This window comes from Streptomyces sp. NPDC057099, from assembly GCF_042671245.1.
Classification (GTDB): domain Bacteria; phylum Actinomycetota; class Actinomycetes; order Streptomycetales; family Streptomycetaceae; genus Streptomyces; species Streptomyces purpurascens.
Map to the genome: position 1 here is coordinate 113,360 of NZ_JBHUTX010000010.1, position 24,022 is coordinate 137,381.

The 24,022-nt window shown below is 71.0% G+C and carries 20 protein-coding genes; 12 read left to right on the forward strand and 8 right to left on the reverse strand.

The annotated features are described in order from the left end of the window. Positions 1 to 4 precede the first annotated feature (4 nt). From ACFT4A_RS16465 to ACFT4A_RS16480, 4 genes are all read left to right on the forward strand, one after another. Positions 5 to 1,114 (forward strand): energy-coupling factor transporter transmembrane component T, encoded by a 1,110-nt coding sequence (locus ACFT4A_RS16465; RefSeq protein ID WP_382830486.1) that lies wholly within the window; start codon positions 5 to 7, stop codon positions 1,112 to 1,114. Further along, positions 1,111 to 2,745, forward strand: coding sequence for an ABC transporter ATP-binding protein (locus tag ACFT4A_RS16470; RefSeq protein ID WP_382830489.1), 1,635 nt, complete (start codon positions 1,111 to 1,113; stop codon positions 2,743 to 2,745). Before ACFT4A_RS16465 ends, ACFT4A_RS16470 begins: the two co-directional genes overlap by 4 nt. Continuing rightward, positions 2,742 to 3,581 (forward strand): ECF transporter S component, encoded by an 840-nt coding sequence (locus ACFT4A_RS16475; protein ID WP_382830491.1) that lies wholly within the window; start codon positions 2,742 to 2,744, stop codon positions 3,579 to 3,581. Before ACFT4A_RS16470 ends, ACFT4A_RS16475 begins: the two co-directional genes overlap by 4 nt. Before the next feature lie 158 nt (positions 3,582 to 3,739). Then, a complete protein-coding gene (locus tag ACFT4A_RS16480; RefSeq protein WP_382830493.1) occupies positions 3,740 to 4,156 on the forward strand; it encodes a transglycosylase SLT domain-containing protein in 417 nt (138 codons plus the stop codon). Positions 4,157 to 4,223: 67 nt separating this feature from the next. Here the strand turns inward: ACFT4A_RS16480 and ACFT4A_RS16485 are convergent, their stop codons facing one another. Beyond that, complete coding sequence (locus ACFT4A_RS16485) at positions 4,224 to 5,462, reverse strand: cytochrome P450 (protein ID WP_382830496.1); 1,239 nt, start codon at positions 5,460 to 5,462, stop codon at positions 4,224 to 4,226. Between the two features lie 217 nt (positions 5,463 to 5,679). On the opposite strand from ACFT4A_RS16485, the gene ACFT4A_RS16490 reads away from it, so the two are divergent. Continuing rightward, entirely contained in the window at positions 5,680 to 6,849 is a 1,170-nt protein-coding gene (locus ACFT4A_RS16490; protein ID WP_215121766.1) for a steroid 3-ketoacyl-CoA thiolase, read from the forward strand. On the opposite strand, the gene ACFT4A_RS16495 is transcribed toward ACFT4A_RS16490, so the two are convergent. Beyond that, positions 6,837 to 7,022, reverse strand: a complete 186-nt coding sequence (locus ACFT4A_RS16495) for a DUF397 domain-containing protein (protein WP_382830498.1) — start codon at positions 7,020 to 7,022, stop codon at positions 6,837 to 6,839. The two genes, ACFT4A_RS16490 and ACFT4A_RS16495, sit on opposite strands and share 13 nt — an antisense overlap. Continuing rightward, on the reverse strand, positions 7,012 to 7,860 hold the full coding sequence (locus tag ACFT4A_RS16500) for a helix-turn-helix domain-containing protein (RefSeq protein WP_382830500.1): 849 nt from the start codon (positions 7,858 to 7,860) through the stop codon (positions 7,012 to 7,014). Before ACFT4A_RS16500 ends, ACFT4A_RS16495 begins: the two co-directional genes overlap by 11 nt. A gap of 93 nt (positions 7,861 to 7,953) precedes the next feature. Here ACFT4A_RS16500 and ACFT4A_RS16505 point away from each other — a divergent pair, with 93 nt between their 5' ends. Genes ACFT4A_RS16505 through ACFT4A_RS16515 form a run of 3 tightly spaced genes read left to right on the forward strand, consistent with a single transcriptional unit; the run spans position 7,954 to position 13,446 of the window. Continuing rightward, positions 7,954 to 8,364, forward strand: a complete 411-nt coding sequence (locus ACFT4A_RS16505) for an ATP-binding protein (RefSeq protein ID WP_382830502.1) — start codon at positions 7,954 to 7,956, stop codon at positions 8,362 to 8,364. 31 nt (positions 8,365 to 8,395) lie between these two features. Beyond that, complete coding sequence (locus tag ACFT4A_RS16510) at positions 8,396 to 9,229, forward strand: hypothetical protein (RefSeq protein WP_382830504.1); 834 nt, start codon at positions 8,396 to 8,398, stop codon at positions 9,227 to 9,229. Next, the gene (locus ACFT4A_RS16515; protein WP_382830506.1) at positions 9,226 to 13,446 is read left to right on the forward strand and encodes an AAA family ATPase; all 4,221 of its coding nucleotides are present in this window, start codon (positions 9,226 to 9,228) and stop codon (positions 13,444 to 13,446) included. The genes ACFT4A_RS16510 and ACFT4A_RS16515 overlap by 4 nt, the downstream gene beginning before the upstream one ends. Before the next feature lie 384 nt (positions 13,447 to 13,830). On the opposite strand, the gene ACFT4A_RS16520 is transcribed toward ACFT4A_RS16515, so the two are convergent. Next, on the reverse strand, positions 13,831 to 15,882 hold the full coding sequence (locus ACFT4A_RS16520; RefSeq protein ID WP_382830508.1) for a bifunctional glycosyltransferase 87/phosphatase PAP2 family protein: 2,052 nt from the start codon (positions 15,880 to 15,882) through the stop codon (positions 13,831 to 13,833). Between the two features lie 275 nt (positions 15,883 to 16,157). Between ACFT4A_RS16520 and proP the strand changes: the two genes are divergently transcribed. Together proP and ACFT4A_RS16530 are read left to right on the forward strand one after the other, a co-directional pair. Then, on the forward strand, positions 16,158 to 17,549 hold the full coding sequence (proP, locus tag ACFT4A_RS16525) for a glycine betaine/L-proline transporter ProP (RefSeq protein ID WP_382830510.1): 1,392 nt from the start codon (positions 16,158 to 16,160) through the stop codon (positions 17,547 to 17,549). Between the two features lie 104 nt (positions 17,550 to 17,653). After that, positions 17,654 to 18,325: an O-methyltransferase gene (locus tag ACFT4A_RS16530; RefSeq protein ID WP_382830512.1), complete on the forward strand. Its 672-nt coding sequence runs from the start codon at positions 17,654 to 17,656 to the stop codon at positions 18,323 to 18,325. A gap of 25 nt (positions 18,326 to 18,350) precedes the next feature. Here ACFT4A_RS16530 and ACFT4A_RS16535 read toward each other — a convergent pair whose 3' ends face one another. After that, positions 18,351 to 18,743 (reverse strand): hypothetical protein, encoded by a 393-nt coding sequence (locus tag ACFT4A_RS16535; RefSeq protein WP_215121751.1) that lies wholly within the window; start codon positions 18,741 to 18,743, stop codon positions 18,351 to 18,353. Between the two features lie 114 nt (positions 18,744 to 18,857). Between ACFT4A_RS16535 and ACFT4A_RS16540 the strand changes: the two genes are divergently transcribed. After that, positions 18,858 to 19,265 carry a DUF1992 domain-containing protein gene (locus ACFT4A_RS16540; RefSeq protein ID WP_382830514.1) on the forward strand — a complete coding sequence of 136 codons (408 nt, stop codon included), beginning with the start codon at positions 18,858 to 18,860 and terminating at the stop codon, positions 19,263 to 19,265. Between the two features lie 24 nt (positions 19,266 to 19,289). On the opposite strand, the gene ACFT4A_RS16545 is transcribed toward ACFT4A_RS16540, so the two are convergent. Beyond that, the gene (locus ACFT4A_RS16545) at positions 19,290 to 19,781 is read right to left on the reverse strand and encodes a hypothetical protein (RefSeq protein WP_382830515.1); all 492 of its coding nucleotides are present in this window, start codon (positions 19,779 to 19,781) and stop codon (positions 19,290 to 19,292) included. 4 nt (positions 19,782 to 19,785) lie between these two features. Further along, a complete protein-coding gene (locus tag ACFT4A_RS16550) occupies positions 19,786 to 20,493 on the reverse strand; it encodes a hypothetical protein (RefSeq protein WP_382830517.1) in 708 nt (235 codons plus the stop codon). 148 nt (positions 20,494 to 20,641) lie between these two features. On the opposite strand from ACFT4A_RS16550, the gene ACFT4A_RS16555 reads away from it, so the two are divergent. Continuing rightward, the gene (locus ACFT4A_RS16555; RefSeq protein WP_382830520.1) at positions 20,642 to 21,133 is read left to right on the forward strand and encodes a GNAT family N-acetyltransferase; all 492 of its coding nucleotides are present in this window, start codon (positions 20,642 to 20,644) and stop codon (positions 21,131 to 21,133) included. 24 nt (positions 21,134 to 21,157) lie between these two features. On the opposite strand, the gene ACFT4A_RS16560 is transcribed toward ACFT4A_RS16555, so the two are convergent. Then, positions 21,158 to 23,236 carry a DHA2 family efflux MFS transporter permease subunit gene (locus ACFT4A_RS16560; RefSeq protein WP_382830523.1) on the reverse strand — a complete coding sequence of 693 codons (2,079 nt, stop codon included), beginning with the start codon at positions 23,234 to 23,236 and terminating at the stop codon, positions 21,158 to 21,160. Positions 23,237 to 24,022: the final 786 nt, after the last annotated feature.

A 24,022-nucleotide genomic window follows, 5' to 3' on the forward strand; every position in this document is an offset into this window, starting at 1 on the left:
CAGCATGGACCGGATCGGCCAAGGCCCGGCACGCCCCCAGCGCCCGCGCCGAGCAGCCCTGCACCCCGGCGCCTGGTGGCTCTGGTCCCTCTCTCTCGGCACCGCGGCCACCCGCACCACCAACCCCCTGCTCCTGTGCCTCCTCATCGCGGTCTCCGCCTACGTCGTGGCGACCTGCCGCCCCCCGACCCCCTGGTCCCGTTCCTACGGCGCCTTCGTCAAACTCGCCCTCGCCGTCCTGGTCATCCGGCTCCTCTTCGCGATCGTCCTCGGCTCCCCCATCCCCGGCACGCACACCCTCGTCACGCTCCCCGAGGTGCCCCTCCCCGACTGGGCTCAGGGCATCCGCCTCGGCGGCGAGGTCACGGCCGAGGCCCTCACCTTCGCGCTGTACGACGGTCTGAGACTGGCCACCCTGCTCATCTGCGTCGGCGCCGCGAACGCCCTCGCCAACCCCTCCCGCCTCCTCAAGTCCCTCCCGGGCGCCCTGTACGAGATGGGGGTGGCGGTCGTCGTCGCCCTCACCTTCGCGCCGAACCTCATCGCCGACGTCCAGCGCCTGCGCGCCGCCCGCCGGCTGCGCGGCCGCCCGGACAAGGGCGTCCGGGGCCTGCTGCAGGTGGGTCTGCCGGTCCTGGAGGGCGCGTTGGAGCGCTCGGTGTCCCTGGCCGCGGCGATGGACGCGCGCGGCTACGGCCGTACCGCCCAGGTCCCGGCCGCGGTCCACCGCACCACCGCCGCCCTCACCCTCGGCGGCCTGCTCGGCGTCTGCGCCGGAACGTACGGCCTGCTCACCGCCGAGGGCGCCGCCTACGGCATGCCCGTCCTCCTCGTCGGCCTCGCCGCCGCTCTCGCGGGTCTCCGGCTCGGCGGCAGACGGTCGCTGCGCACCCGGTACCGCCCGGACCGCTGGGACGTGCGTGCCCTGCTGGTCGTCGCCTCGGGCGTGGCCGTCGCCGCGCTGCTCGTGCTCGCCGCCGTCCGGGAGCCCGCGGCCCTGCACCCCGGCGTGGTGCCGCTCGTGGCCCCCACGCTCCCCGTCTGGCCCGCGGCGGCGATCCTCCTCGGCCTGCTGCCCGCGTTCGTCGCCCCCGAGCCCAAGGAACCGTCGTGATCCGCTTCGAGGACGTCTCCGTCACCTACGACGGTGCCTCCGAACCCACCGTCCAGGGCATCGACTTCGAGGTCCCCGAGGGCGAACTCGTCCTCCTGGCCGGTCCCTCCGGCGTCGGCAAGTCCACCGTCCTGGGCGCGGTCAGCGGGCTCGTTCCGCACTTCACCGGCGGCACCCTGCGCGGCAGGGTCACGGTGGCCGGACGCGACACCCGCACCCACAAGCCCCGCGAACTCGCCGACGTCGTCGGCACGGTGGGCCAGGACCCGCTCGCCCACTTCGTGACCGACACCGTCGAGGACGAACTCGCCTACGGCATGGAGTCCCTGGGCCTCGCCCCCGACGTGATGCGCCGCCGCGTCGAGGAGACCCTCGACCTCCTCGGCCTCGCCGACCTCCGCAACCGCCCCATCGCCACCCTCTCCGGCGGCCAGCAGCAGCGCGTCGCCATCGGCTCGGTCCTCACCCCGCACCCCAGCGTCCTGGTCCTCGACGAACCGACCTCCGCGCTCGACCCCGCAGCAGCCGAAGAGGTCCTGGCCGTCCTCCAGCGCCTCGTCCACGACCTCGGCACCACGGTCTTCATGGCCGAACACCGCCTGGAACGAGTCATCCAGTACGCCGACCAGGTCGCCCTGCTCCCGGCCCCGGGCGCGTCCCCGATCGTCGGCCCCCCGGCCGAGGTGATGGCGGTGTCCCCGGTGTATCCGCCGGTGGTGGCATTGGGCCGCCTGGCCCACTGGTCTCCCCTCCCCCTGACGGTCCGTGACGCACGCCGCCGGGCCAAAGACCTACAGCACCAGCTCGCCCCTAAGGGGCGCGGGGACCTGCGCGACCAGCCACAACCAACCCGCACCAACAAACAATCCACAGCCGAAGTCCAAGCCCTCTCCGTAACCCGCGCCCGAATCCAAGCCCTGACCCACATCGACCTCACCATCACCCCCGGCGAAACCATCGCCCTCATGGGCCGCAACGGCGCCGGAAAATCCACCCTCCTCAACTCCCTCGTCGGCCTCATCACCCCCACCTCAGGAACCGTCAAACTCGGCGAAGCCACCCCCCACCGCACACCCCCCAAGGACCTCGTCCGCAAGGTAGGCCTCGTCCCCCAGGAACCCCGCGACCTGCTCTACGCCGACACCGTCGCCGCAGAGTGCACGGCAGCCGACCAGGACGCGCGAGCAGCACCCGGCACCTGCCGAGCCCTGGTCACCGAACTGCTCCCGGGCGTCACCGACGACACCCACCCCCGGGACCTCTCGGAGGGCCAGCGCCTCGCCCTGGCCCTGTCCGTCGTACTGACCGCCCGCCCCCCGCTGCTCCTGCTGGACGAGCCCACCCGAGGCCTGGACTACGCGGCGAAGGCCCGCCTGGCCGGTGTGCTGCGCAAGCTCGCGGAGGAGGGGCACGCCATCGTGCTGGCGACGCACGACGTGGAGCTGGCCGCCGAGATCGCCCACCGCGTGGTGCTCCTGGCCGAGGGCGAGGTGATCGCCGACGGCCCGACCGCGGAGGTCGTGGTCTCCTCGCCGTCCTTCGCCCCGCAGGTCACCAAGATCCTGGCCCCGCAGCACTGGCTCACGGTCTCCGAGGTCCGCGCGGCCCTCCAGCCCGGGACGGACGCGTGAACGCCCAGCGCCAGGCCCGGGCCGTCCGCCTCGGCCCCCGCTCCCTCGCCGCCCTGCTCCTGGTCAGTGCCGTGGGGGTGGCCGCGTTCGGCTGGCCCTTCCTCGCCCCGCCCACCTCGCAGCTCAGCGCGCACGCGCAGGACGCGCCCTGGCTCTTCGCGGGCCTGCTGGTGCTGCTCGTGGGGGTGGTGGCAGCGGCGATCTCGGAGTCCGGTCTCGGCCCGAAGGCGGTGGCGATGCTCGGCGTGCTGGCGGCCACGGGGGCGGCCCTGCGGCCGATCGGCGCCGGTACGGCCGGGATCGAGCCGATGTTCTTCCTGATGGTGCTGAGCGGCCGGGTTCTCGGCCCGGGCTTCGGGTTCGTGCTCGGCTCGGTGACGATGTTCGCGTCCGCGCTGCTCACGGGCGGGGTGGGCCCGTGGCTGCCGTTCCAGATGCTGGCGATGGGCTGGTTCGCGATGGGCGCGGGCCTCCTGCCGGGCCCGGACCGCCTACGCGGCCGGACGGAACTCACGCTCCTGGCGGCCTACGGCTTCCTCGCCGCCTTCGCCTACGGCACGGTGATGAACATGGCGGGCTGGCCCTTCATGAGCGCGCTCGCCTCGAACGTCGCCTTCGACCCGCAGGCGACGGTCCCCGCCAACCTGGCCCGTTTCCTCGCGTACTGCCTGGCCACCTCGCTCGGCTGGGACCTCGGCCGGGCCGTCGTCACGGTCGTCCTGACACTCACCCTCGGCCCGGCGGTGCTCAGGGCCCTGCGCCGCGCCACACGCCGGGCGGCGTTCGAGACGCCGGTCACGTTCGACACCCCGCCGACCGTGAAGCGCCCCACGTGACTCAGGTCACATACGAACCGAGGCCGTAGAGACCACCCCCGGTCACAGGCCGGACCGCCGCTCCGCATGCGGTCACACCTAGTAAAAGGGGGCATTGCGGGCATCCGCGAAGACTGTTTCCGTGGGCGACTGCCCCGCCCACGACGAAAGGTCACCGCGTGCCCGTCGCATCCGTCCTCCGCCGTGCCGCCACCCCGAAGAACGCCCTCGCCGGTACCGCCCTGGCCGCGGCCACCTGCGGCACCCTGATCGCCGCCGCGCCCGCCCACGGCGCGACGACGGGGGCCTCCTCGGCGAAGGCGGTCGCGAAGAAGATGATCGGCGACGACGCCCAGTACCAGTGCTTCTCCGAGATCGTCGAGCAGGAGAGCGACTGGGACGTGAACGCCCAGAACGCCTCCAGCGGCGCCTACGGCCTGGTCCAGGCCCTGCCGGGCGCCAAGATGGCTTCGGCCGGTTCCGACTGGAAGACCAACGCGGCCACCCAGATCGAGTGGGGCCTGGACTACATGAAGGACCGCTACGGCAGCGCCTGCGGCGCCTGGGACCACTGGCAGTCCCACGGCTCGTACTGAGCCGGCCCCACCCCCAAGACCGAAGGCGGCGGCCCCCCGATCCCCGGGGCCGTCGCCTTCGCCCCACTCAGCCGGCCGTACTCACCCGGAGTTCCTTCACCCCGTTGATCCACGCCGACCGCAGGCGACGCGGGTCGTCGACCAGCCGCAGTCCCGGCATGGTGTCGGCGATGGCGTTGAAGATGAGGTCGATCTCCAGCACCGCGAGGGACTTGCCGAGGCAGAAGTGCGGGCCGCCGCCGCCGAAACCGAGGTGCGGGTTGGGATCGCGGGTGACGTCGAAGTCGTCCGGGTCGTCGAAGACCTCGGGGTCGTGGTTGGCGGAGGCGTAGAAGAGGCCGACGCGGTCGCCCTTGCGGATCCGCTTGCCGCCCAGCTCGGTGTCCTGAGTGGCGGTGCGCTGGAAGGCGGCGACCGGGGTCGCCCAGCGCACGATCTCCTCCGCCGTCGTCGACGGCCGGTCCCTCTTGTACAGCTCCCACTGCTCGGGGTGGGTGAGGAAGGCGTGCATGCCGTGGGTGATGGCGTTGCGGGTGGTCTCGTTGCCCGCGACGGCCAGCATCAGCACGAAGAAGCCGAACTCGTCCGAGTTGAGGTTGCCCTCGTTCTCCGCCGCGACCAGCTGCGTGACGATGTCGTGGGCGGGGCACCGCTTGCGGTCGGCGGCCATGTTCATCGCGTAGGCGATGATCTCCGTGGCCGACTCGGCGCCGACCTCGGCGGTGATGGCGTACTCGGGGTCGTCGTACGCGATCATCTTGTTGGACCAGTCGAAGATCTTGTCCCGGTCCTCCTGCGGAACGCCCATCAGCTCCGCTATCGCCTGGAGGGGCAGTTCGCAGGCGACCTGGGTGACGAAGTCGAACGGCCCGGATTGCGCGCGGGCGTTCGCGACGATCGCCAGGGCCCGGGCCCGCAGCCGCTCCTCCAGGGCGCGGATCGCCCGGGGCGTGAAGCCGCGCTGCACGATCTGCCGGACCCGCGTGTGCTCCGGCGGGTCCATGTTGAGCAGGATGAACCGCTGCGCGTCGATGGAGTCCCGGTCGATGTGCTCGTTGAAGCGGATGATCGCCGTATTGAGGTACGACGAGAACAACTCCGGGTGCGTGGACACGTACTTGACGTCGGCGTGCCGGGTGACGGCCCAGTACCCCTCGTCCTGGAAGCCGGCGACGTTGGCCGGCTGCGGCACCCAGCAGACCGGCTCGACCCGGCGCAGCTCGGCGAACTCCGGCAGGGGCACGCGTTGATGCAGCAGGTCCGGGTCGGTGAAGTCGAATCCCTCGGGCAGCGCGGGACAGGGCATGGGCGGCTCCCACCACTCGTACCGACTCTTGTTCTGACGGCCCATCAGCTGTGCGGAGTTGCGGTGACGGTAGTAACGGGTTCTACAACTAGCAAGAGGCACGGACCCCTCAATTGCCCGCACGACCCTTGCGGTCACCGAGTGACCGTCAGCACACTGCTGACAGAACTAGAACGCGTACTAGTTCCGCGTAGCCTCCCGGAGAGGACCCGCACCCATGGCTGCCGAACCCGTGATCGTCGAAGCCGTACGCACCCCGATCGGCAAGCGCGGCGGCGCGCTCGCCCATCTGCACCCGTCCTACCTGCTGGGTGAGACCTACCGTGAACTCCTGGGCCGCACCGGCATCCCCGCCGACTGCGTCGAACAGATCGTCGGCGGTACGGTCACCCACGCCGGCGAGCAGTCCATGAACCCCGCGCGCACGGCCTGGCTCACGATGGGGCTGCCGTACGAGACGGCCGCGACGACCGTCGACGCGCAGTGCGGGTCCTCCCAGCAGGCCTCTCACATGCTGGCCAACATGGTCGCCGCCGGCGTGATCGACGTCGGCATCTCCTGCGGCGTGGAGTCGATGTCCCGGGTGCCGCTGGGGTCGGGCTCCAAGCACGGGCCCGGGAAGCCGTTCCCCGACGAGTGGAACGTCGACCTCCCGAACCAGTTCGAGGCGGCCGAGCGCATCGCCCGCCACCGGGGCCTGACCCGCGAGAACGTCGACGCCCTCGGACTCGCCTCCCAGGAACGCGCCGCCCACGCCTGGGCGGAGGAACGCTTCAAACGAGAGACCTTCGCCGTCCAGGTCCCGACGACGGAGGAGGAGCAGCACGCCGGGCAGGGCATGTGGCGCCTGGTCGACAAGGACGAGGGTCTGCGCGACACGTCGGCCGAGGCGTTGGCTTCCTTGAAGCCGATCATGCCTACGGCGGTGCATACGGCCGGCAACTCGTCGCAGATCTCCGACGGGGCTGCGGCGATCATGTGGGCGTCGAAGAGGATGGCTCGTGCGTTGAAGCTGCGGCCTCGGGCCCGGATCGTCGCCCAGGCGCTGGTGGGAGCCGACCCGCACTTCCACCTCGACGGGCCGATCGACGCGACGAACGCCGTGCTGGGCAAGGCCGGGATGTCCCTGAAGGACATCGACCTGGTCGAGATCAACGAGGCGTTCGCGTCCGTGGTGCTGAGTTGGGCGCAGGTCTTCGAGCAGGGCCTGGAGAAAGTGAACGTCAACGGCGGTGCGATCGCGCTCGGGCACCCGGTGGGAGCCACCGGGGCCCGGCTCATCACGACGGCGCTTCATGAACTGGAGCGCACGGACAAGGAGTTCGCGCTGATCACCATGTGTGCGGGGGGCGGTTTGGCCACCGGCACGATCATTCAGCGGCTGTAGTCGCCGTCCGTCGTCGTCCAGTTGACGAAGGTCGTGAACGCGGCGGGGTCGAGGGTGAGGATCGGTCCCGCCGGGTTCTTTGAGTCGCGTATGGCGATGGTGGTGTGGGGGGTTTCGGCGATCTCTATGCAGTCGCCGCCCTGATCACCGCTGTAGCTGGACTTACGCCACATATTCCCTGTCGGAACCGCGTTGCTCACCATAGCGTTCCTCCATCACTCGCCGCATCAACTCCGCCGAATCCCTGAGGGAGAGCGCGGCGGCCTGAAGATGATCGTAACGGAGCGAGCAGTCCTTGACGGTGTCCGGATTCGCGGTGGGATGCCCGCTGCCGTATCCCTCGGTATAGACGATGTCCGGGTCCCGTTCGAACCGGTAGAGATTGAATGCGCCTTGGAGCCCTGCGTGCGCTCCGGCGGAAAATGGGAGAACCTGGATGTTGATCCGGGGATTGTGCTCGAAGGACAACAAATGGGCTAGTTGCCCTCGCATGGTCTCTGAGCCGCCGATCTCCTGGTACAGGGCCGCCTCACTGACAACCATCCACAGGACCGGCGGCTCCCCCTTCTCGAAGATGCGCTGGCGGGCCAACCTGACGGCCGTGCGGTCGTCGAGGTCGGTCTGATCCAGCACGCCGAGCACGGCGCGTGCGTACGCCCGCGTCTGGAGGAGACCATGCACCACGTGGGTCTGAAACGTGCAGATCTCCGTGGCCCGCGACTCCAGCTCCGCCACCTGCTGGAACCAGGCCGGAAGCTGACTACGCAGCACCAGGTCGATCAGTCGGTACAGCTGCCCTCCCGTCTCCAGCGCCGCATCCGCCCGTTGACTGAACTCCGGCGTCGGGAGCTTCCGGGCCGTTTCGATCTGGCCGACGAGCGAGCCGGTGTAGTTGACGATCTCCCCGAGCTGTTTCTGCGTCAGCCCGGCCGCCTCTCTGTGCCGCCTCAGCTCGAAGCCGTAGTAATCCAAGGGGGACGCACCCGGGTCAAGGGCGTTGATGTGGGTCACGGCAGTAGCCCCTCTCACGCAACACGGCCCACTACAGGACCGGTTGTATCCGTTCCGTAGCCGAGGGTAGTCACCGCACGTCAGCCTCGTCCTGTGAATGAATACTTTCCCGCCCAGTACACGATCCGCCTCACCGCCGGTGAACACGCCGCCCGCCACATCCGCCGTATCGTCCGCTCCTTCCTCGAAGAGTGGCGCATGCCCGAGCTGTCCGACGCGGTGGAACTCGGCGTCACCGAACTGCTCGCGAACGTCGTACGGCACGTCCCGGACCGGCGCTGCACCCTGCTGTTGCTGCGGCAGCCGCACGGCGTGCGCGTGGAGGTGTCGGACGGCAGCAACCGACTGCCCGTACCCCCGCCCCGGCAGGACCCGGAGTCCGAGAGCGGCCGGGGACTGCTCCTGCTCGACGCGATGGCCGACAAGTGGGGCGTGTCGGTGTGGCGTGACGGTGGGAAGACCGTGTGGTTCGAATGCGGGGCCGGGGCCGTCGCCCTAAAGTGAAGGGTCCTGCTGAGCTCGGGGGACGGGTGCGATGGCGCGGATCGTTGGTGTGCACGGGGTGGGGAAGCAGCGGCTGGGAAGCAAGACGCTGCTGAAGGAGTGGGAGCCGGCGCTAGCCGATGGGCTCGACCTGGCGGGCGGTCCGGAACTCACCCCCGGTGACCTGCGGATGGCGTTCTACGGCGATCTGTTCCGGCCCCCCGGGCACACCCTGGCCGTCGGCGACCCGATGTTCACGGCGAAGGACGTGGAGGACGGGTTCGAGTCGGAGCTGCTGCTGGAGTGGTGGGCGGAGGCGGCACGGGTCGATCCGGGCGTGCCCCCGCCCGGTGGGGACACGCTGGTCCGCTCCCCGCGTGCCGCGCAGGCGGCCCTGCGCGTCCTCCAGCACTCGCGCTACTTCGCCGATGTGACCCTGCGTGGGCTGGTCTTCGACCTGAAGCAGGTCCGCCGCTATCTGCTGGACGAAGAGCTGCGGGCGGCGGCCCGGAGCCTGGTCGAGGAGGCGATAGGCCCCGACACACGGGTGGTCGTCGCGCACTCGCTGGGCTCGGTCGTCGCGTTCGAGGCGCTGTGCGCGCTCGAAGGGCACGGGGTGCGGGCGTTGGTGACGCTGGGATCGCCGCTGGGCATGCGGATGGTCGTCGACCGGTTGCGGCCCGGGCCGGAGACCTGGCCCGGGACGGCGTCCTGGACGAACATCGTCGACGAGGGCGATGTCGTGGCGGCCGTGAAGGACCTCTCGCTGTTCTTCGGGACGAACGTCGTCGGCAAGGTCGTACACAACGGCTCGCACGCGCACGACGCCACGCTCTATCTGACGGCGAAGGAGACGGGCGCGGCGGTGGCGGAGGGCCTGGCATGAGCGGGACCGAGCCCCGGCGCTTCCTCATCGCGACCGCGGTCAGCCACTACCCGAACGCGGCGGCGGAGCTGGAGTGGGACCGGCCCGGACTGGTGGAGGCCCGTCGCAAGATGGTGGAACTGTTCACCGGAACGCTCGGCTACACCCACGTCTCCGACCTGGGGCTGAACCCGACCAAGCCGCAACTGCTGCGCGAGTTGCGTGAATTCTGCCGTGCCCCGGACCGCCGCCCGGACGACATCGTCGCCGTGTACATCGCGGGGCACGGGGAGATCCTCGACAACGGCGACTACGTCCTGCTCACCGCCGACACCGAGCCCGACGACCTCTACGACGCGCTGCTGCCCGGCACGCTGGCGCGCAAGATCCTCGCCGGGACGCAGGTACGGCGGCTGCTGCTGATGCTCGACACGTGCTTCTCCGGGCAGGGCGGCAACGAGTTGCTGGCGGCGATGTCCCGCTGGAAGAACGACTGGCGGGAGGAGGAGTCCGGTCTGGCGGTCATCACGTCGGCGCAGCCCCGGGAACTGGCGCGGACGGGCGCCTTTCCGGAACTGCTGACAGAGGCGGTGACCAGCCTCGCCACAGCCGGTTACACCCCGCCGCTGCTGGCCCTGGACGCGGTCGTGAACGCCACCCGCACCAACCCCAAACGCCCCGACTTCCAGCACATCGGCCTGGAGATCATCGGGCTGACCGGTGAGATCCCGCCGTTCCTGCCCAACGCGAAGCACAGCCACCGCCTCTCCCACACGGACTTGGCGCTGCAACAGGCCGCGGAGTGGGACGAGCAGGACAAGCGCCGGGACGTGGAGTTCCGGTCGCGGCTGCTGCGGCGGGCGATGGGGCACAGCGATCCGAGCAAGGTGGGCTGGTGGTTCTCGGGCCGCCATCAGGCGCTTCACGACATCACCGAGTGGCTGGGCGACCCGACGGCGGAGGCGTGCCCGGCGCTGGTGGTCACCGGGGCTCCGGGTTCGGGCAAGACGGCCGTACTGGGTCTGCTGGCGGCGGTGAGCGACCCCGAGTACCGGCGTACGGTGCCGCTTTCGTCGATCGGACTGCGCGAGCATCAGCTTCCGCCCGAGCGGGCCATCGGGACGACCGTGTACGCGCAGAGCCTCACCGACCAGCAGGTCGTGCGGGCGGTCTGCGCGGCGCTGCGGTTGCCGCCGGCGGAGGCGGTGGCGGACCTTCTCAACCACCTCGGCGCCCGCCCGGAACCGGACCGCCCTCACGTCATCCTCGTCGACGGCCTGGACGAGGCGGCGACGCCGACGACCCTGTGCGGCCAGGTGTTACGTCCGCTCATGGAACTGGCGGCCCCTCACCTGCGCCTCCTCCTGGGCACCCGCCCCCACCTCTTCGGGCCCCTCGGTCTGCGCCAGGACGACCACGTCGACCTCGACTCGGCACGGTACGCCGACCCGGACGCCGTCCTCGTCTACACGCTGCGCAACCTCTTGGACGCCCACCAGGACTCCCCGTACCTCGATTGCCCGCACTGGGTGCGCATGGGTGTGGCGGAAGCGGTCGCCGGCGCTGCGGGCAACTGCTTCCTGGTCGCCCGCATCACGGCGGGCACGCTCGCCGCGACCCCGTCCCTGCCCGACCCGCGGGACCCCGTCTGGCTCCGCTCCCTGCCCCGCGCGGCGGCCGACGCCATGCACCACGACCTGCACCAGCGCTTCGCCGACGACGCCGACCGCATCCTCGACCTCCTGCGCCCCCTCGCCTACGCCGAGGGCCAGGGCCTCCCCTGGGAGGACATCTGGGCCCCGCTCGCCTCGGAGCTCTCCGGCCGGCGGTACACCAACGACGACCTCTACCAACTGCGGCGCGACGCCGGGGCGTACGTCGTGGAGGCGAAGGAGGACGAGCGGTCGGTGTACCGGCTCTACCACGAGTCGATGGCGGAGTATCTGCGCCAGGGGCAGGACGCGGGGCGGGCGCATCGGGCGTTCACGGTGGTGTTGCGGGGGGCGGTGCCGTATCACCTCGACGGTGCACGCGACTGGGGGCGGGCGCATCCGTACGCCCTGCGGCACCTGGCGCCGCATGCGGCCGCTGCCGGGCTGCTGGACACGCTGCTGTCCGACATCGAGTACCTGGTGCATGCGGAGTACGAGACGTTGATGCCGCGTCTGCTGGAGGCGGAGGGCGACGAGGCGCAGTTGAACACGGCGGTGTTCCGGTCCTGTCTGCATGTGCTGCGTGATCTCGACGCGGCGGCGCGGCGGCAGGTGCTCGCGGTGGAGGCCGCGCGGTTCAATGTGCCGCATCTCGTCGAAGCGCTCAACGGCAGGGCGGACCGGCGTGCGTGGAAGCCGGTGGTGGCGTCCGGGGGCCAGTTGTCGAGCAATCTGCGCAACGCGCTGACCGGGCACACGGGGCTGGTGCGTGCGCTGGCGTGCACGGAGGTGAACGGCCGGCCGATCGCCGTCACCGGCTCGGAGGATCTGACCGTCCGTATGTGGGATCTGGCCACGGGCGAACCCATCGGCAGTCCCATGACCGGCCACACCGAGGACATCGAGGCTGTGGCGTGCACGGAGCTGGACGGCCGCCGAGTGGCTGTGACCGTGGCTCGCGACGAAACAGTACGGCTGTGGGACCTCGGCACCGGCCGTGCGGTCGGCGAACCGATGCGAGGTCACGGGGACCAGGTCAACGCGGTCGCCTGTACGGAGTTGGACGGTCGCCCGGTCGCGGTCACCGGCAGTGTGGACGGCACCGTACGGGTGTGGGACCTGGCCGGCGGCCGGGAACTGGGCAGGCCGATGTCGGTCACGGGTCATGTGAAGGCGGTGGCGTGCACGGCGTTGAACGGCCGGCCGGTCGCCGTCGTGGGATCGAGTGGGTCCTTGCACCTCTTCGACCTGGCCACCCGTCGTCGCGCGGGACGGCTGGGTCGCAGAGGTGCGTCCATCAGATACCAGGCGGTCACGTGCACGGAATTGGACAGCCGCCCGGTCGCCGTCAGCGCCGACGACCGAGGACGGGTACGGGTCTGGGACCTCAGGAAGCGCCGCATGGTCAGCGAGTTCGAAGGGCACGAGGGGTGGGCGTCTTCGGTCACGTGTGCCGTGCTGGACGGTCGGCGGGTCGCTGTCGCCGGCTATCAGGACAGGACGGCGCAGATCTGGGACCTCGAAGCCCGTCGTCCGATGGGAGCACCCCTCGGAGGTCACGTCTTCCCCCTGCTCGCGGTGGCGTGCGCCGAGTTGGCCGGGCAGCCGGTCGTCATCACCAGCGCCTACGACACCCTCCGGATCTGGGACCTGTCCCGTCGGTCCTTCGGCCGTCCGGTCGTCGGGCACACCCAGCGCGTTCTCGCTGTCGACCACGGTGTGGTGGACGGCCGGCCGGTGCTCGTCACCGGGTCCGAGGACTCGACTCTGCGTATCTGGGATCTCTCGGCGGGCCTGCGCAGCAACGAGCTGCCGACCGGGCACCACAGCGAGGTGTGGTCGGTGGAATGCAGAGTGCTGAACGGCCGCCCGATCGCCGTCACCAGTTCTCGGAACGGCCCTGTACACGTGTGGGACCTCACCACGGGCGAGACGATGTATCCCTCATTCGAGAGCGACGGCGACTTCCGATCCTGCACTGCGTGTATCGAGCTGGACGGCCGCGAGGTCGTGGTGACAGGAACCACAGGAGGCTCGGTCGAGATACGGGATCTGGCGACGGGCGAGCCGACCCAGCGCTTCTCATTGGGCGACCTCGGGATGTGGGCCGGCTGCTGCGTCATCGACGGGCGTCCGGTCTTCGTGCACGGCAGTGCGTACAGGCCGCTGGACGCCGTGGATCCGGCCACTGGCCGGACTCTCGGCAGGGCACAGGGCATCGTTCGCCCGAGGGACCTGACCGTGGGCCGGCTGAACGACCGCCCCGTCGTGCTGATCGCCTCGGAGGACGCGACCGTAGAGATCTGGGAACTGCCCGGATGCCGCCCCCTCGGCGATCCCATGACCGGCCACACCAGATTCGTCTGGACCGTGACTCTCGCCGAACTGGACGGCCGCCCCGTCGCCCTCACCGGCTCGGCGGACAACACCGTCCGCATTTGGGACCTGGAACACCTCACCACCCTCCACGTCATCCATCTGCCCGGCCCGTGCAGCGCCCTGTCACTCAGCGACGACGGCCTGCTGGCCTGCGCCTTCGGCAACGATGTGGCCGTCCTCAGCCGGGACGGCCGTCAGCTGTCCTGATGAGCCAGCTGCGGATGGACGTCGTTCGGGCGCCCTCCCCCCCCCCCCACAGTCACGGTCGTGGCCACGGGCGCGTACCCGCTGGCGATCAGGGAGGCGGCCCGCAGTCCGACGAACTTGGCGCGTTCGTGGGGGTTGGGCACGGCGTGGCTGATCAGTGCCGGTGTCGTGGGCAGCAGCGCCGCCGCACCCGTCCCGGCCGGCGCCTGCCCGGCCCACAGCACCTGGACCGACTGCGCGCTCGAGACGTCGGACTCCGCCGAGGTCCGGCAGCCGTCGTTGCCACGTTCACAGTTAGCCAGGGCCTGGCCGGGTGCGGAAGACCGACATGGGGAGGTCGCTTTCGGCGGTTTTCCGACAGGCTGAGCCAACTGATGTGGCGCGTCAGCCGACAGAGCTGGTCGAGCGGCCGGTGCTCGGATCCGCCGACCGGGGCGCCCGGCGCGCGGCGGTGGCCGCTCGGGGCCCGGACAGCAGATACGTCAGCGCGAAGCCCGCCCCGACCACGACCGCGCCCCCGGCCGCGTCCAGCACCCAGTGATTGGCCGTCACGACGATCGCGGTGCCGGTGAGCAGCGGATGCAGCAGGCCCAGGGCCTTCATCCACCACCGAGGCGCCAGCACCGCGATCACCACTCCGCACCACAGCGCCCAGCCGAAGTGCAGGGACGGCATGGCCGCGTACTGGTTGGTGACGTCCGTGAGGGTGCCGTAGTCGGGCTGGGAGAAGTCCTGGACGCCGTGGACGGTGTCGATGAAGCCGAGGGTCGGCATCAGGCGCGGCGGGGCGAGGGGGTAGAGCCAGAAGCCGGCCAGGGCGAGCAGGGTGGCGAAGCCGAGGGCGGAGCGGGCCCAGCGGTATGCGGCGGGGCGGCGCCAGTACAGGACGGCGAGGACGGCCAGCGGGACGAAGAAGTGGAAGGACTCGTAGGAGAAGTCGAAGAAGGCCCGCAGCCAGTCGGTCCGCACCACGGCGTGGTTGGCCCAGTGCTCGATGTCGAGGCGCAGGGCGCGTTCGAGGCCGAGGATCTGCCAGGCGTGTTCCTCGGCCTCGGCCCGGCCGGCCGAGATGCTGCCGCCGGTGGCGGCGAGCCGGACCTGGGAGTAGGCGGCGTAGGCGACCCGGAGGAGGAGAAGCTCCAGAAGGAGGTTCGGCCGAGTGAGGGCCCGGCGCAGGAAGGGCAGCAGCGGCACGTGCCGGAAGCGGGACGGGGTGGCGGGCGCGTACGCGGTCGGTATCGGCGACTGGTGGTACGGCGAGGCGCGGGACAGGAACGGGACGGCCACGGCGGCGGCCAGGGCGGCGAGCAGGACGAGCTCGGAGCGCAGCGGGTCCAGCACCGCCATGTCCGGGAGCAGCAGCCTGGTCGGCAGGGTCATGACCAGGATGACGGCGACGGGCCATACATACCGGTCACGGGCGCGTCTGCCGGCCCGGCCGACGACCGCGAGCAGCACCCACAGCAGCTGGTGCTGCCAGGCCATGGGCGAGACGGCGATGGCGGCGCAGCCGGTGACGGCGACGGCGAGGAGCAGCTGGCCGTCGGCGACGTACCGCACGGCGCGGCGCAGGGCGAGGACGGCGACGGCCGCGCCGAGGACCAGGAAGAGCGCGATCTCCAGGGGGCCGTTCAGGCCGAGCCGCAGCAGCGCGCCGTGCAGGGACTGGTTGCCGAGGTCGCCGGCCCGGCCGCCGAGGCCGGCGCCGGCCAGGTGGTGGATCCAGTAGACGGAGGAGTCGTGGGGCATCGCCGCCCAGGCGAGGGCGGTGCAGGCGGCGAAGGTGACGCCGCCGGAGAGCGCGGCGCGTCTGCGGCCGGTGCACCACAGCAGGGGCGCGAAGAGCAGCAGGGTGGGCTGGAGCGCCGCCGCGACGCCGATGAGCAGGCCGCTGGTCCGCTGCCCGTGGGCGACGAAGCAGCCGAGCAGGACGAGCAGGACCGGGATGATGCTGGTCTGGCCGAGCCACAGGGTGTTGCGGACCGGCAGGGACAGCATGAGCAGGCCGATGGCGACGGGCGCGGCCAGAGTCGCGGTACGACGGCCGATGGGCTGGGGCAGGGCGCGGGCGGCGATCAGGCCGAGGGCGGCGACCAGCAGCAGCGTGCCGAAGGTCCAGCCCCAGCCGAGGGCCGCTTCGGCCGAACGGGTGAGGGGCTTGAGGACGAGCCCGTTGAAGGGGGTGCCGGTGAAGCGGGTCGAGTCGTAGAGCGAGCCGTTCACCTGGAGGACGCCGTGGGGCCCGACCCAGGTCTCCAGGTCCGTCAGCCGCTCCCCGCGCGGGGTGCCGAGGACGACGGCCACCTGCCGTGCGGTGAGGACGCCGACGATCAGCCACAACCCGAGGCAGGCCATCCGCAGGCGTGCGCGAGACCGGCCGACGGCCGTCGCTCCGAAGGCCTCCGTCGGTCGTCCGCCGCGCTCCGCATGTGTCACGCCTCGTCGGCCTTCTGCCCCGTATTTCCCTTACGCCCCCTTCATCCGGTTGACGATAGTGCGCGAGACGCGCGGTTGCCTCTCGTGGACGCGAGAAGGATCACATCAAGATCACGTGGGGACCGCTCCCAGCCGGGCATACGTGCCTGCACAGCCGGTGTTTAGATGCACCCTGCAACGAAAGGCGTACCGCCCGTGAGCGGGCATTCTCCGCCTATCGTCGCTTTTTCGGCCCGTTCGACAGCGCCGCCGCGCGGACCGCGCCCCTGTCCCCGATGAAAGGTAGGCGAGCGAGTCTTGTGACTGCTTCAGTCATTGCTCCCACGTCCGCGCTCAAGAGCCGCACGAAGACCCCCGACACCACCGTCACCGATCCCGCGCTCGTCAAGCGCGCCGTGAAGGCGGCCGCGCTGGGCAACGCGATGGAATGGTTCGACTTCGGCGTCTACAGCTACATCGCGGTCACCCTGGGCAAGGTCTTCTTCCCGTCGGGCAACCCCACCGCGCAGCTGCTCTCCACGTTCGGCGCCTTCGCCGCGGCCTTCCTGGTCCGCCCCCTCGGCGGCATGGTCTTCGGCCCGCTCGGCGACCGCGTCGGACGCCAGAAGGTCCTCGCGCTCACCATGATCATGATGGCCGCGGGCACCTTCGCGATCGGTCTGATCCCGTCGTACGCGACGATCGGTGTCGGCGCGCCGATCCTGCTCCTCGTGGCCCGCCTCGTGCAGGGCTTCTCCACCGGCGGCGAGTACGCGGGTGCCTCCACCTTCATCGCCGAGTACGCCCCCGACAAGCGGCGCGGCTTCCTCGGCAGCTGGCTGGAGTTCGGCACCCTCGCCGGCTACATCGGCGGCGCGGGCCTGGTCACCCTGATGACCGCCCTGCTCTCCACCGACGACCTGACCTCCTGGGGCTGGCGCATCCCGTTCCTGATCGCGGGCCCGATGGGCATCATCGGCCTCTACCTGCGGATGCGCCTGGAGGAGACCCCGGCGTTCGCGGCCGAGGTCGAGAAGGCCGAGACGAACCGGCCCAAGGTGCCGCTGCGCGAGATGGTCACCGGCCAGTGGCGCTCGCTGCTGCTCTGCGTCGGCCTGGTGCTGGTCTTCAACGTCACCGACTACATGCTGCTGTCGTACATGCCGAGCTACCTGACCAGCGAGCTCCACTACGACGAGACGCACGGTCTGCTCGTCGTCCTCGGTGTGATGGCGCTGATGATGATCGCCCAGCCGTTCATGGGCGCGCTGACCGACCGCGTCGGCCGCCGCCCGGTGATCGCCGCCGGCTGCGCGGGCTTCCTGCTGCTGTCCGTCCCGGCCCTGCTGCTGATCCGCGAGGGCAGCCTGCTCGCGGTCGGGCTCGGCATGGGCGCGCTGGGCATGCTGCTGGTGTGCTTCACGGCGTCGATGCCCGCGGCGCTTCCGGCGCTGTTCCCGACCCGGGTCCGCTACGGCTCGCTCTCCATCGGCTTCAACGTCTCCGTGTCGCTGTTCGGCGGGACGACCCCGCTGGTGGTCACGGCCCTGATCGGCGCGACCGGGGACATGATGATGCCCGCGTACTACATGATGGCCGCGGCCGTGATCGGCGGTTTCGCGGTGTGGCGCATGACGGAGTCGGCGGGCCGCCCACTGCCGGGCTCGGCACCGTCCGTCACCGAATGAGACACGCCGGGTGAAATCCCCCTGGCAGCGGACCGCCGCACCAACTATCTTCGACAGCGCCAGTAGTTAGGGAATCTAACTATGCGTACGAAAGGTAGAGGTGCATGAGCGAGTCGCACGTCTGGGACGAGGTCGACGCCTACTTCACATCCCACCTCGCACCGGACGACGAAGACCTGGCGGCGGCGCTGCGCGACAGCGACGCCGCCGGGCTTCCGCACATCAACGTCGCGGGGAACCAGGGCAAGCTCCTCCAGCTCCTCGCCCAGATCCAGGGCGCCCGCCACATCCTGGAGATCGGCACGCTGGGCGGCTACAGCACCATCTGGCTGGGCCGCGCCCTGCCCGCCGACGGGCGGCTGGTCTCCCTGGAGTACGACCCCGTGCACGCCGAGGTCGCCGTCCGCAACATCGCCCGCGCGGGCCTCGACCAGCTCGTCGAGGTGCGGGTCGGCCCGGCCCTGGAGTCGCTGCCCAAGCTGGCCGACGAGAACCCGCCCCCGTTCGACCTGGTCTTCATCGACGCCGACAAGGCCAACAACCCGCACTACGTCGAGTGGGCCGTGAAGCTCACCAGCACGGGCAGCCTGATCGTCCTCGACAACGTCGTCCGCGGCGGCCGTGTGACCGACGGCGGCAGCACGGCCTCGGACGTGGTGGGCACCCGCGCCGCTATCGAACTGATCGGCAGCCATCCGAGGCTGAGCGGAACGGCGATCCAGACCGTCGGCACGAAGGGCTACGACGGGTTCGCGGTGGCGCGGGTGCTGGCCTGAGCCGGCCGGAGATCGGCGGTCGAGGTCAGACCTCGTGGTAGAAGCCCACGTTGACGCTGCGGGGGGCGGTGCGGTCCTGGATGATGATCTCGCCGCTGCCGCCCCGGGGGAGCGGGACGGTGCCGCCGTAGGCGATCGGCTGGGCGTACTCCCCGACCGTCAGCCGGACTTCGGAGGACGGGTCGGGCTGGGAGCCGCGCAGCCAGGTGAGCTGCCAGGTCCCCTCGGGCCCGCACAGGAACTCCAGGTGGACGCGGGAGACGAACAGCCAGTCGTCCGGCGTCGAGAGCCGGCACACCGACTTGTCGCGGCCCACCCGCAGCACGGCACCCGGCTCGCTGGGTGCGTCGGCCATGAGCATGCCGGCCGTGGCACCCTCCTCCGCCGGGGACACGGCGGCCATGGTGAGTTCGAGCACGTGCGCTCCTCCTGAGACGTCCTGGTGGGTCTGTCAGGGCCTGTGTGCCAGACAGGTCCTGGGCCCGCCGCATGATAGAACGCCCGACTGCGTGCTGTCCGGCACAATGGCCTCATGACCGAGCGAAAGCCACCCGGCGTCGACTTCGAGTCCTGGGTCGACAAGCAGATCCGCGACGCGGAGACCCGCGGCGAGTTCGAACGGTTGCCGGGGGCGGGCAAGCCGCTGCCGGCCGACATGGACACCGCCTACGACGAACTGTGGTGGATCAAGCGGAAGATGGCCCGCGAGGGCTTCTCCGTCCTGCCACCGGCGCTGGCGCTGCGCAAGGAGGCCGAGGACGCGCTGGCCGCGGCCCTCGCGGCGCCCTCGGAGCGGATCGTGCGGAAGATCATCACGGAGATCAACGACAAGATCCGCGAGATGATGTTCAAGCCGCCGCCCGGCCCCCCGCTGGGCAAGAAGCCGTACGACGTCGAGGACGTCGTACGGCAGTGGCGGGAGCGCCGGGCGGATCGGTGAACGGGGTTCGGTGAACGGGGCCGCTCACACGTGCAGGAGGCGCTCCGCCAGTTCGCGGTAGTCCTTCAGGGCCAGCCTGAGCTGCTCGGTGTCGGAGCTCGACACCGGCTTGCCCTCGCCGCTCTCGACGGACTGCCAGGAGTGACGCAGGGTGCGGCGCCGCTGTGCCACGGCCTCGGTGAACCGGGCCGCGATCTCCTCCAGCACATGGTCGGCCTCCTCGACGGAGGCCCGGGGCCCGTCGACGAACCCGGCGACGGCATGCTGCAACTGCAGGCCGAGCTTGTCGGACTCGTCGTGGGGGAAGAGGTGGGCGTGCGTGCCCTCTCGGGGGGTGCTCTCCCGGGGAGTGCCGGGGGTGCTGGTGTCCTTGGGGACGGTGATCTTGCCTGTGGCGCTGGTGCCGGTCGCGCGCTCGGCGCCGTGGCCGGTGCCCAGGGCGCTCTCGCCTCGGGCGTCGGGGGTGGCGGGGGCGGCGGGGGTGTTCTCGCCGGGCGGTCGGGTCACGTCGGACATATCCTCAACTCTCCTTGGCCTGGCGTCGGTTGACGGCCCACGGCATGTGCCCGCCGCGGGTGTTCGCGGCCTTGCGGCCGCCGTTCTGCCCGGCACGGCGGTGGCCGTCCTCGTGGCGTCGGTCCTCATGACGTCCGGCGCCGTCGTCGTGGCGGCCCGGCCGTACCAGTTCCTCGAACAGGGCGCGGGCCGCCACCATGGCCTCCCGCATGTCTTCCGTACCGGTGCCGCCGTCGCGGGCGTCCTCCGCGCGCAGATGTGCCGCACGGTGCACACGCCGGTAGCCGTCGACGTGATGGGCGTGGTGCACGGACAGCGCGGCGAGCTGTTCCTCGTACTGGCCGCCGTCCGGGAAGCCCCGGGCGCCGGCGAGCTCGGCGAGCAGCCGGTCCGCCTCGGCGACCGCCTCCCGCGGTGAGTCGACGAACCGCTCCTGGGCGGCCGTCCAGCGCGCCTCGTACCGCTCGCGCTGCGCCGGCTCCAACGACCGCTCGCGCAGGTCGCCGTGGCGGTGCACCCGCTCGGTGAGTTCGCGCTCGGCGGCCTTGGCGTCGCCGTCGTGGCGGGCGACGGCCCGGTCGTACTCGGGTCCGAAGCGCCGCTTGAGGCTCGGGCCACGACGAGGCCCGCGGGCGCGCAGGGTCATGGCTGCCGCGATGATGACGACGACCGCCGCGATCACGATCAGGGCAATGATCAGGCCAGTGGACATGGATGCCTTCCGGGTTCTCGGCCCAACCGGCCCTCCTCGCGGACCGGTTCGCCGCATCGAGTAGCCCGGAAACCCGCCCCCAAACGGCACACGGCGGTCACACATATCCGGTTGCGGGCACGGTGCGGCACTGGCCGAGAATGCGCTCATGATCTGGACCGTGGCCCCGGAACCGTACGACTCCCCCGTCGCCGCCGCTCTGTGGCGGGCGTACTACACCGAGGTCAGCGACCGCTGGTACCTGCTGCACGAGGGCCGCCGGACCGACCCGGAGGAGCTGGAGCGGGAGATCGTCGCCCAGCAGGGTGCCGATCTCGCGCCGCCGCACGGGAAGTTGCTGGTCGCCCGGTACGGAGGTGAGCCGGCCGGCACCGCGGGCGTTCGGCGGTACGACGGCACGACCGCCGAGCTGACACGGGTGTTCCTGCACCCGTCGATGCGCGGCAGGGGCGGCGCCGCGCTGCTGGTCCGGGCCGCCGAGGACGCCGCCCGCGCGCTCGGCGCCGCACGACTGATCCTCGACACCCGCGGCGACCTCGTCGAGGCCCGCGCCCTCTACGCCCGGCTCGGCTACACGGAGACCGAGCCGCACAACGACGACAAGTACGCCGAACACTGGTTCGCCAAGCCCCTCACCTGAACCACCACACCTACGCTCTCCTGTTCAGGCCATCCGCTCCGCCCGCCGCTCCTCGTAGGGCCGGTCGTCGTACGGCCGCTCGCGCCGCGACCCGCACAGTTCGCCGTTCAACTCCCGCACGAGTTGGACCAGATCCGTCGGCCGGTCGGGTCCCCACCAGTCGCCGAGCAGCTCGGCGAGGGAGTCCTCGCGTGCCTGGGCCAGCCGGTCGGCGACCTCCCGCCCTTGGTCGGTCAGGACCAGGCCGAGGCCCTCGCGCGTCGCGAGCCGTCGCTCCTCGACCTGGCGGGCGGCCTCGATGACCACGGTGAGCGGCACGGGCATGCTGTCGGCCAGCACGGCCGGCTCGACCTCGCCGTATCTCCGGATCCGCAGCAGCAGCCAGCTCGCCGCGGGCAGCAGGTCGTAGCCCGCCCGTTCGGTGATCTTCCGGTAGATCTCGCGCCGCCCCGCGCGGCTGCCGAGCACCGACAGCGCGCGGCACACCTCGTCGTACGAGGTCCGCTCGACGGGGTTGCTGGCCAGGGTCTCGGTGACGTCGGGCGCGGTGACCGAGCCGCGCAGCCGGTCCTCCTTGAGGAACCAGGCCAGGACGAAGCCGAGGAGCGCGACCGGGGCGGCGTAGAGGAAGACGTCCGTGATGGAGACGGCGTAGGCGTGCAGGGCCGGTGACCGCAGGCCGGACGGCAGGGCGGCGATGCCGCGCGGGTCGGCCTCCAGCGCGTCCACGGAGACGCCGGGCGGCAGCCGAGCGCCCCGGAAGGCGTCGGTGAGCTGGTCGCCGAGCCGGCTCGCGAAGATCGTGCCGAAGACGGCGACGCCGAACGAGGCGCCGATCGAGCGGAAGAAGGTCGCGCCGGAGGTGGCGACGCCCAGGTCCTCGTACGGGACGGCGTTCTGCACGATGAGCACGAGGACCTGCATCACCAGGCCGAGGCCCAGCCCGAAGACGAGGAAGAAGCCGCTCAGCTCGACGGTGGAGCTGTCCTCGTCGAGCTGGTGGAGCAGGAGCAGCCCGAGCGTGGTGACGCCGGTGCCGGCGATCGGGAACACCTTCCAGCGGCCGGTACGGCTGACGATCTGCCCCGAGGCCGTCGAGGCCACCAGCAGGCCCACCACCATCGGGAGCATGTGCACACCGGACATGGTCGGGCTGACGCCCTGCACGACCTGGAGGAAGGTCGGCAGGTAGGTCATCGCGCCGAACATGGCGAAGCCGACGACGAAACTGATCACGGCGGCGAGCGTGAAGGTGCGGACGCGGAACAGCTTGAGCGGCAGCACGGGTTCGGCGGCGCGCCGCTCGACGGCCACGAAGACGACGGCGAGGACGACGCCGAGGACGGCGAGCCCGATGATCTGCGCGGACCCCCATCCCCAGGTCGTGCCGCCGAGGGAGGCGACCAGCACCAGGCAGGTGGCGACGGCCGCGATGAGGAAGGTGCCGAGGTAGTCGATGACGTGCCGTTGGGAGCGGCGCGGGATGTGCAGGACGGCGGCGATCACGGCGAGCGCGACGATGCCGACGGGCAGATTGACGTAGAACACCCAACGCCAGCTCAGATGTTGTGTGAACAGCCCGCCGAGCAGCGGCCCGAGCACACTGGTCGCGCCGAACACGGCCCCGAACAGTCCTTGATATCGCCCGCGTTCCCTCGGCGGCACGAGATCCCCGACGATCGCCATCGACAGCACGATCAGCCCGCCTCCGCCGAGCCCCTGCAGGGCCCGGAAGGCGATGAGCTGGGTCATGTCCTGCGCGGTGCCGCACAGCGCGGAGCCGATGAGAAAGATCACGATCGCCGTCTGGAACAGCCTCTTGCGGCCGTACTGGTCGCCGAGCTTGCCCCACAGCGGGGTCGCGGCGGTGGCGGCCAGCAGATAGGCGGTGACGACCCAGGACAGATGGTCCATGCCGCCGAGGTCGCTGACGATGGTGGGCAGCGCGGTCGACACGATGGTCTGGTCCAGGGCGGCGAGCAGCATGCCGAGGAGCAGGGCGCCGATGGAGACCAGCACGTTCCCGGGAACTTGTTCCAGGGCGAGGGTTTCCGCAGGTGAAGGTACGGGTGACGGTGTCGCGTCGTGCACATCCCCGGCCATGAGACCTCCCGAGGGTCCTGTGACATTTTCCATCGTGACCGGTGTGACGGGGTATGGCCTGCCGAGTCCTTTTGGAAGCGTTCATTCCGGGGGCTCCTCGACCACACTGTGGAGAAGATCTGGATAATCTCTGGAGTTCGCGAGGGGAGGGAGGAACGCGTGGAACCGCCTAATGGACACCCGTGCCCGGAGTGCGGAGCACCCAGACTGCAGGACAAGTCCCCCACCTGCGCTTGCACCCACCAGGCCGCCGAGGCCCTCCGCGACGCCCGCACGGCCCAGGCAGCGGCAGCGGAGGACTTCGACCCGCTACGGATCCGCCCGTACGTCGAACTCGACGGCGGGTCGGGGAGGTCGGGGCCGGAGGGATCGGCCGCACAGGACACGCCGACGACGACTCCCGAGCCGGGGGGCACCCAGTGGGGGCCTCTGACGGATGCTGCGGGGGTGCCGGGTACGGGGGCTTCGCGGACGGGGGTTCCGGACTCGGAGGCTTCGCGGACGGGGGTTCCGGGCACGGGGGCCTCGCGCGCAGGGGTTCCAGGCTCGGGGATACCGGGCACGGGGGCTCCGGGCACGGAGGTTCCTCGCACGGAGGTTGCGGGCTCGGGGGCTTCGCGCGCAGGGGTTCCAGGCTCGGGGATACCGGGCACGGAGGCTTCGCGCACGGAGGTTGCGGGCTCGGGGGCTTCACGCCCGGGGGTTCCGCGCACCGCGGGAGCGGCGCAACCGTCCTCGCCGGACACCTCACCCACGCAGGCCCCTCGCGCCGGACACGCCGGAAAC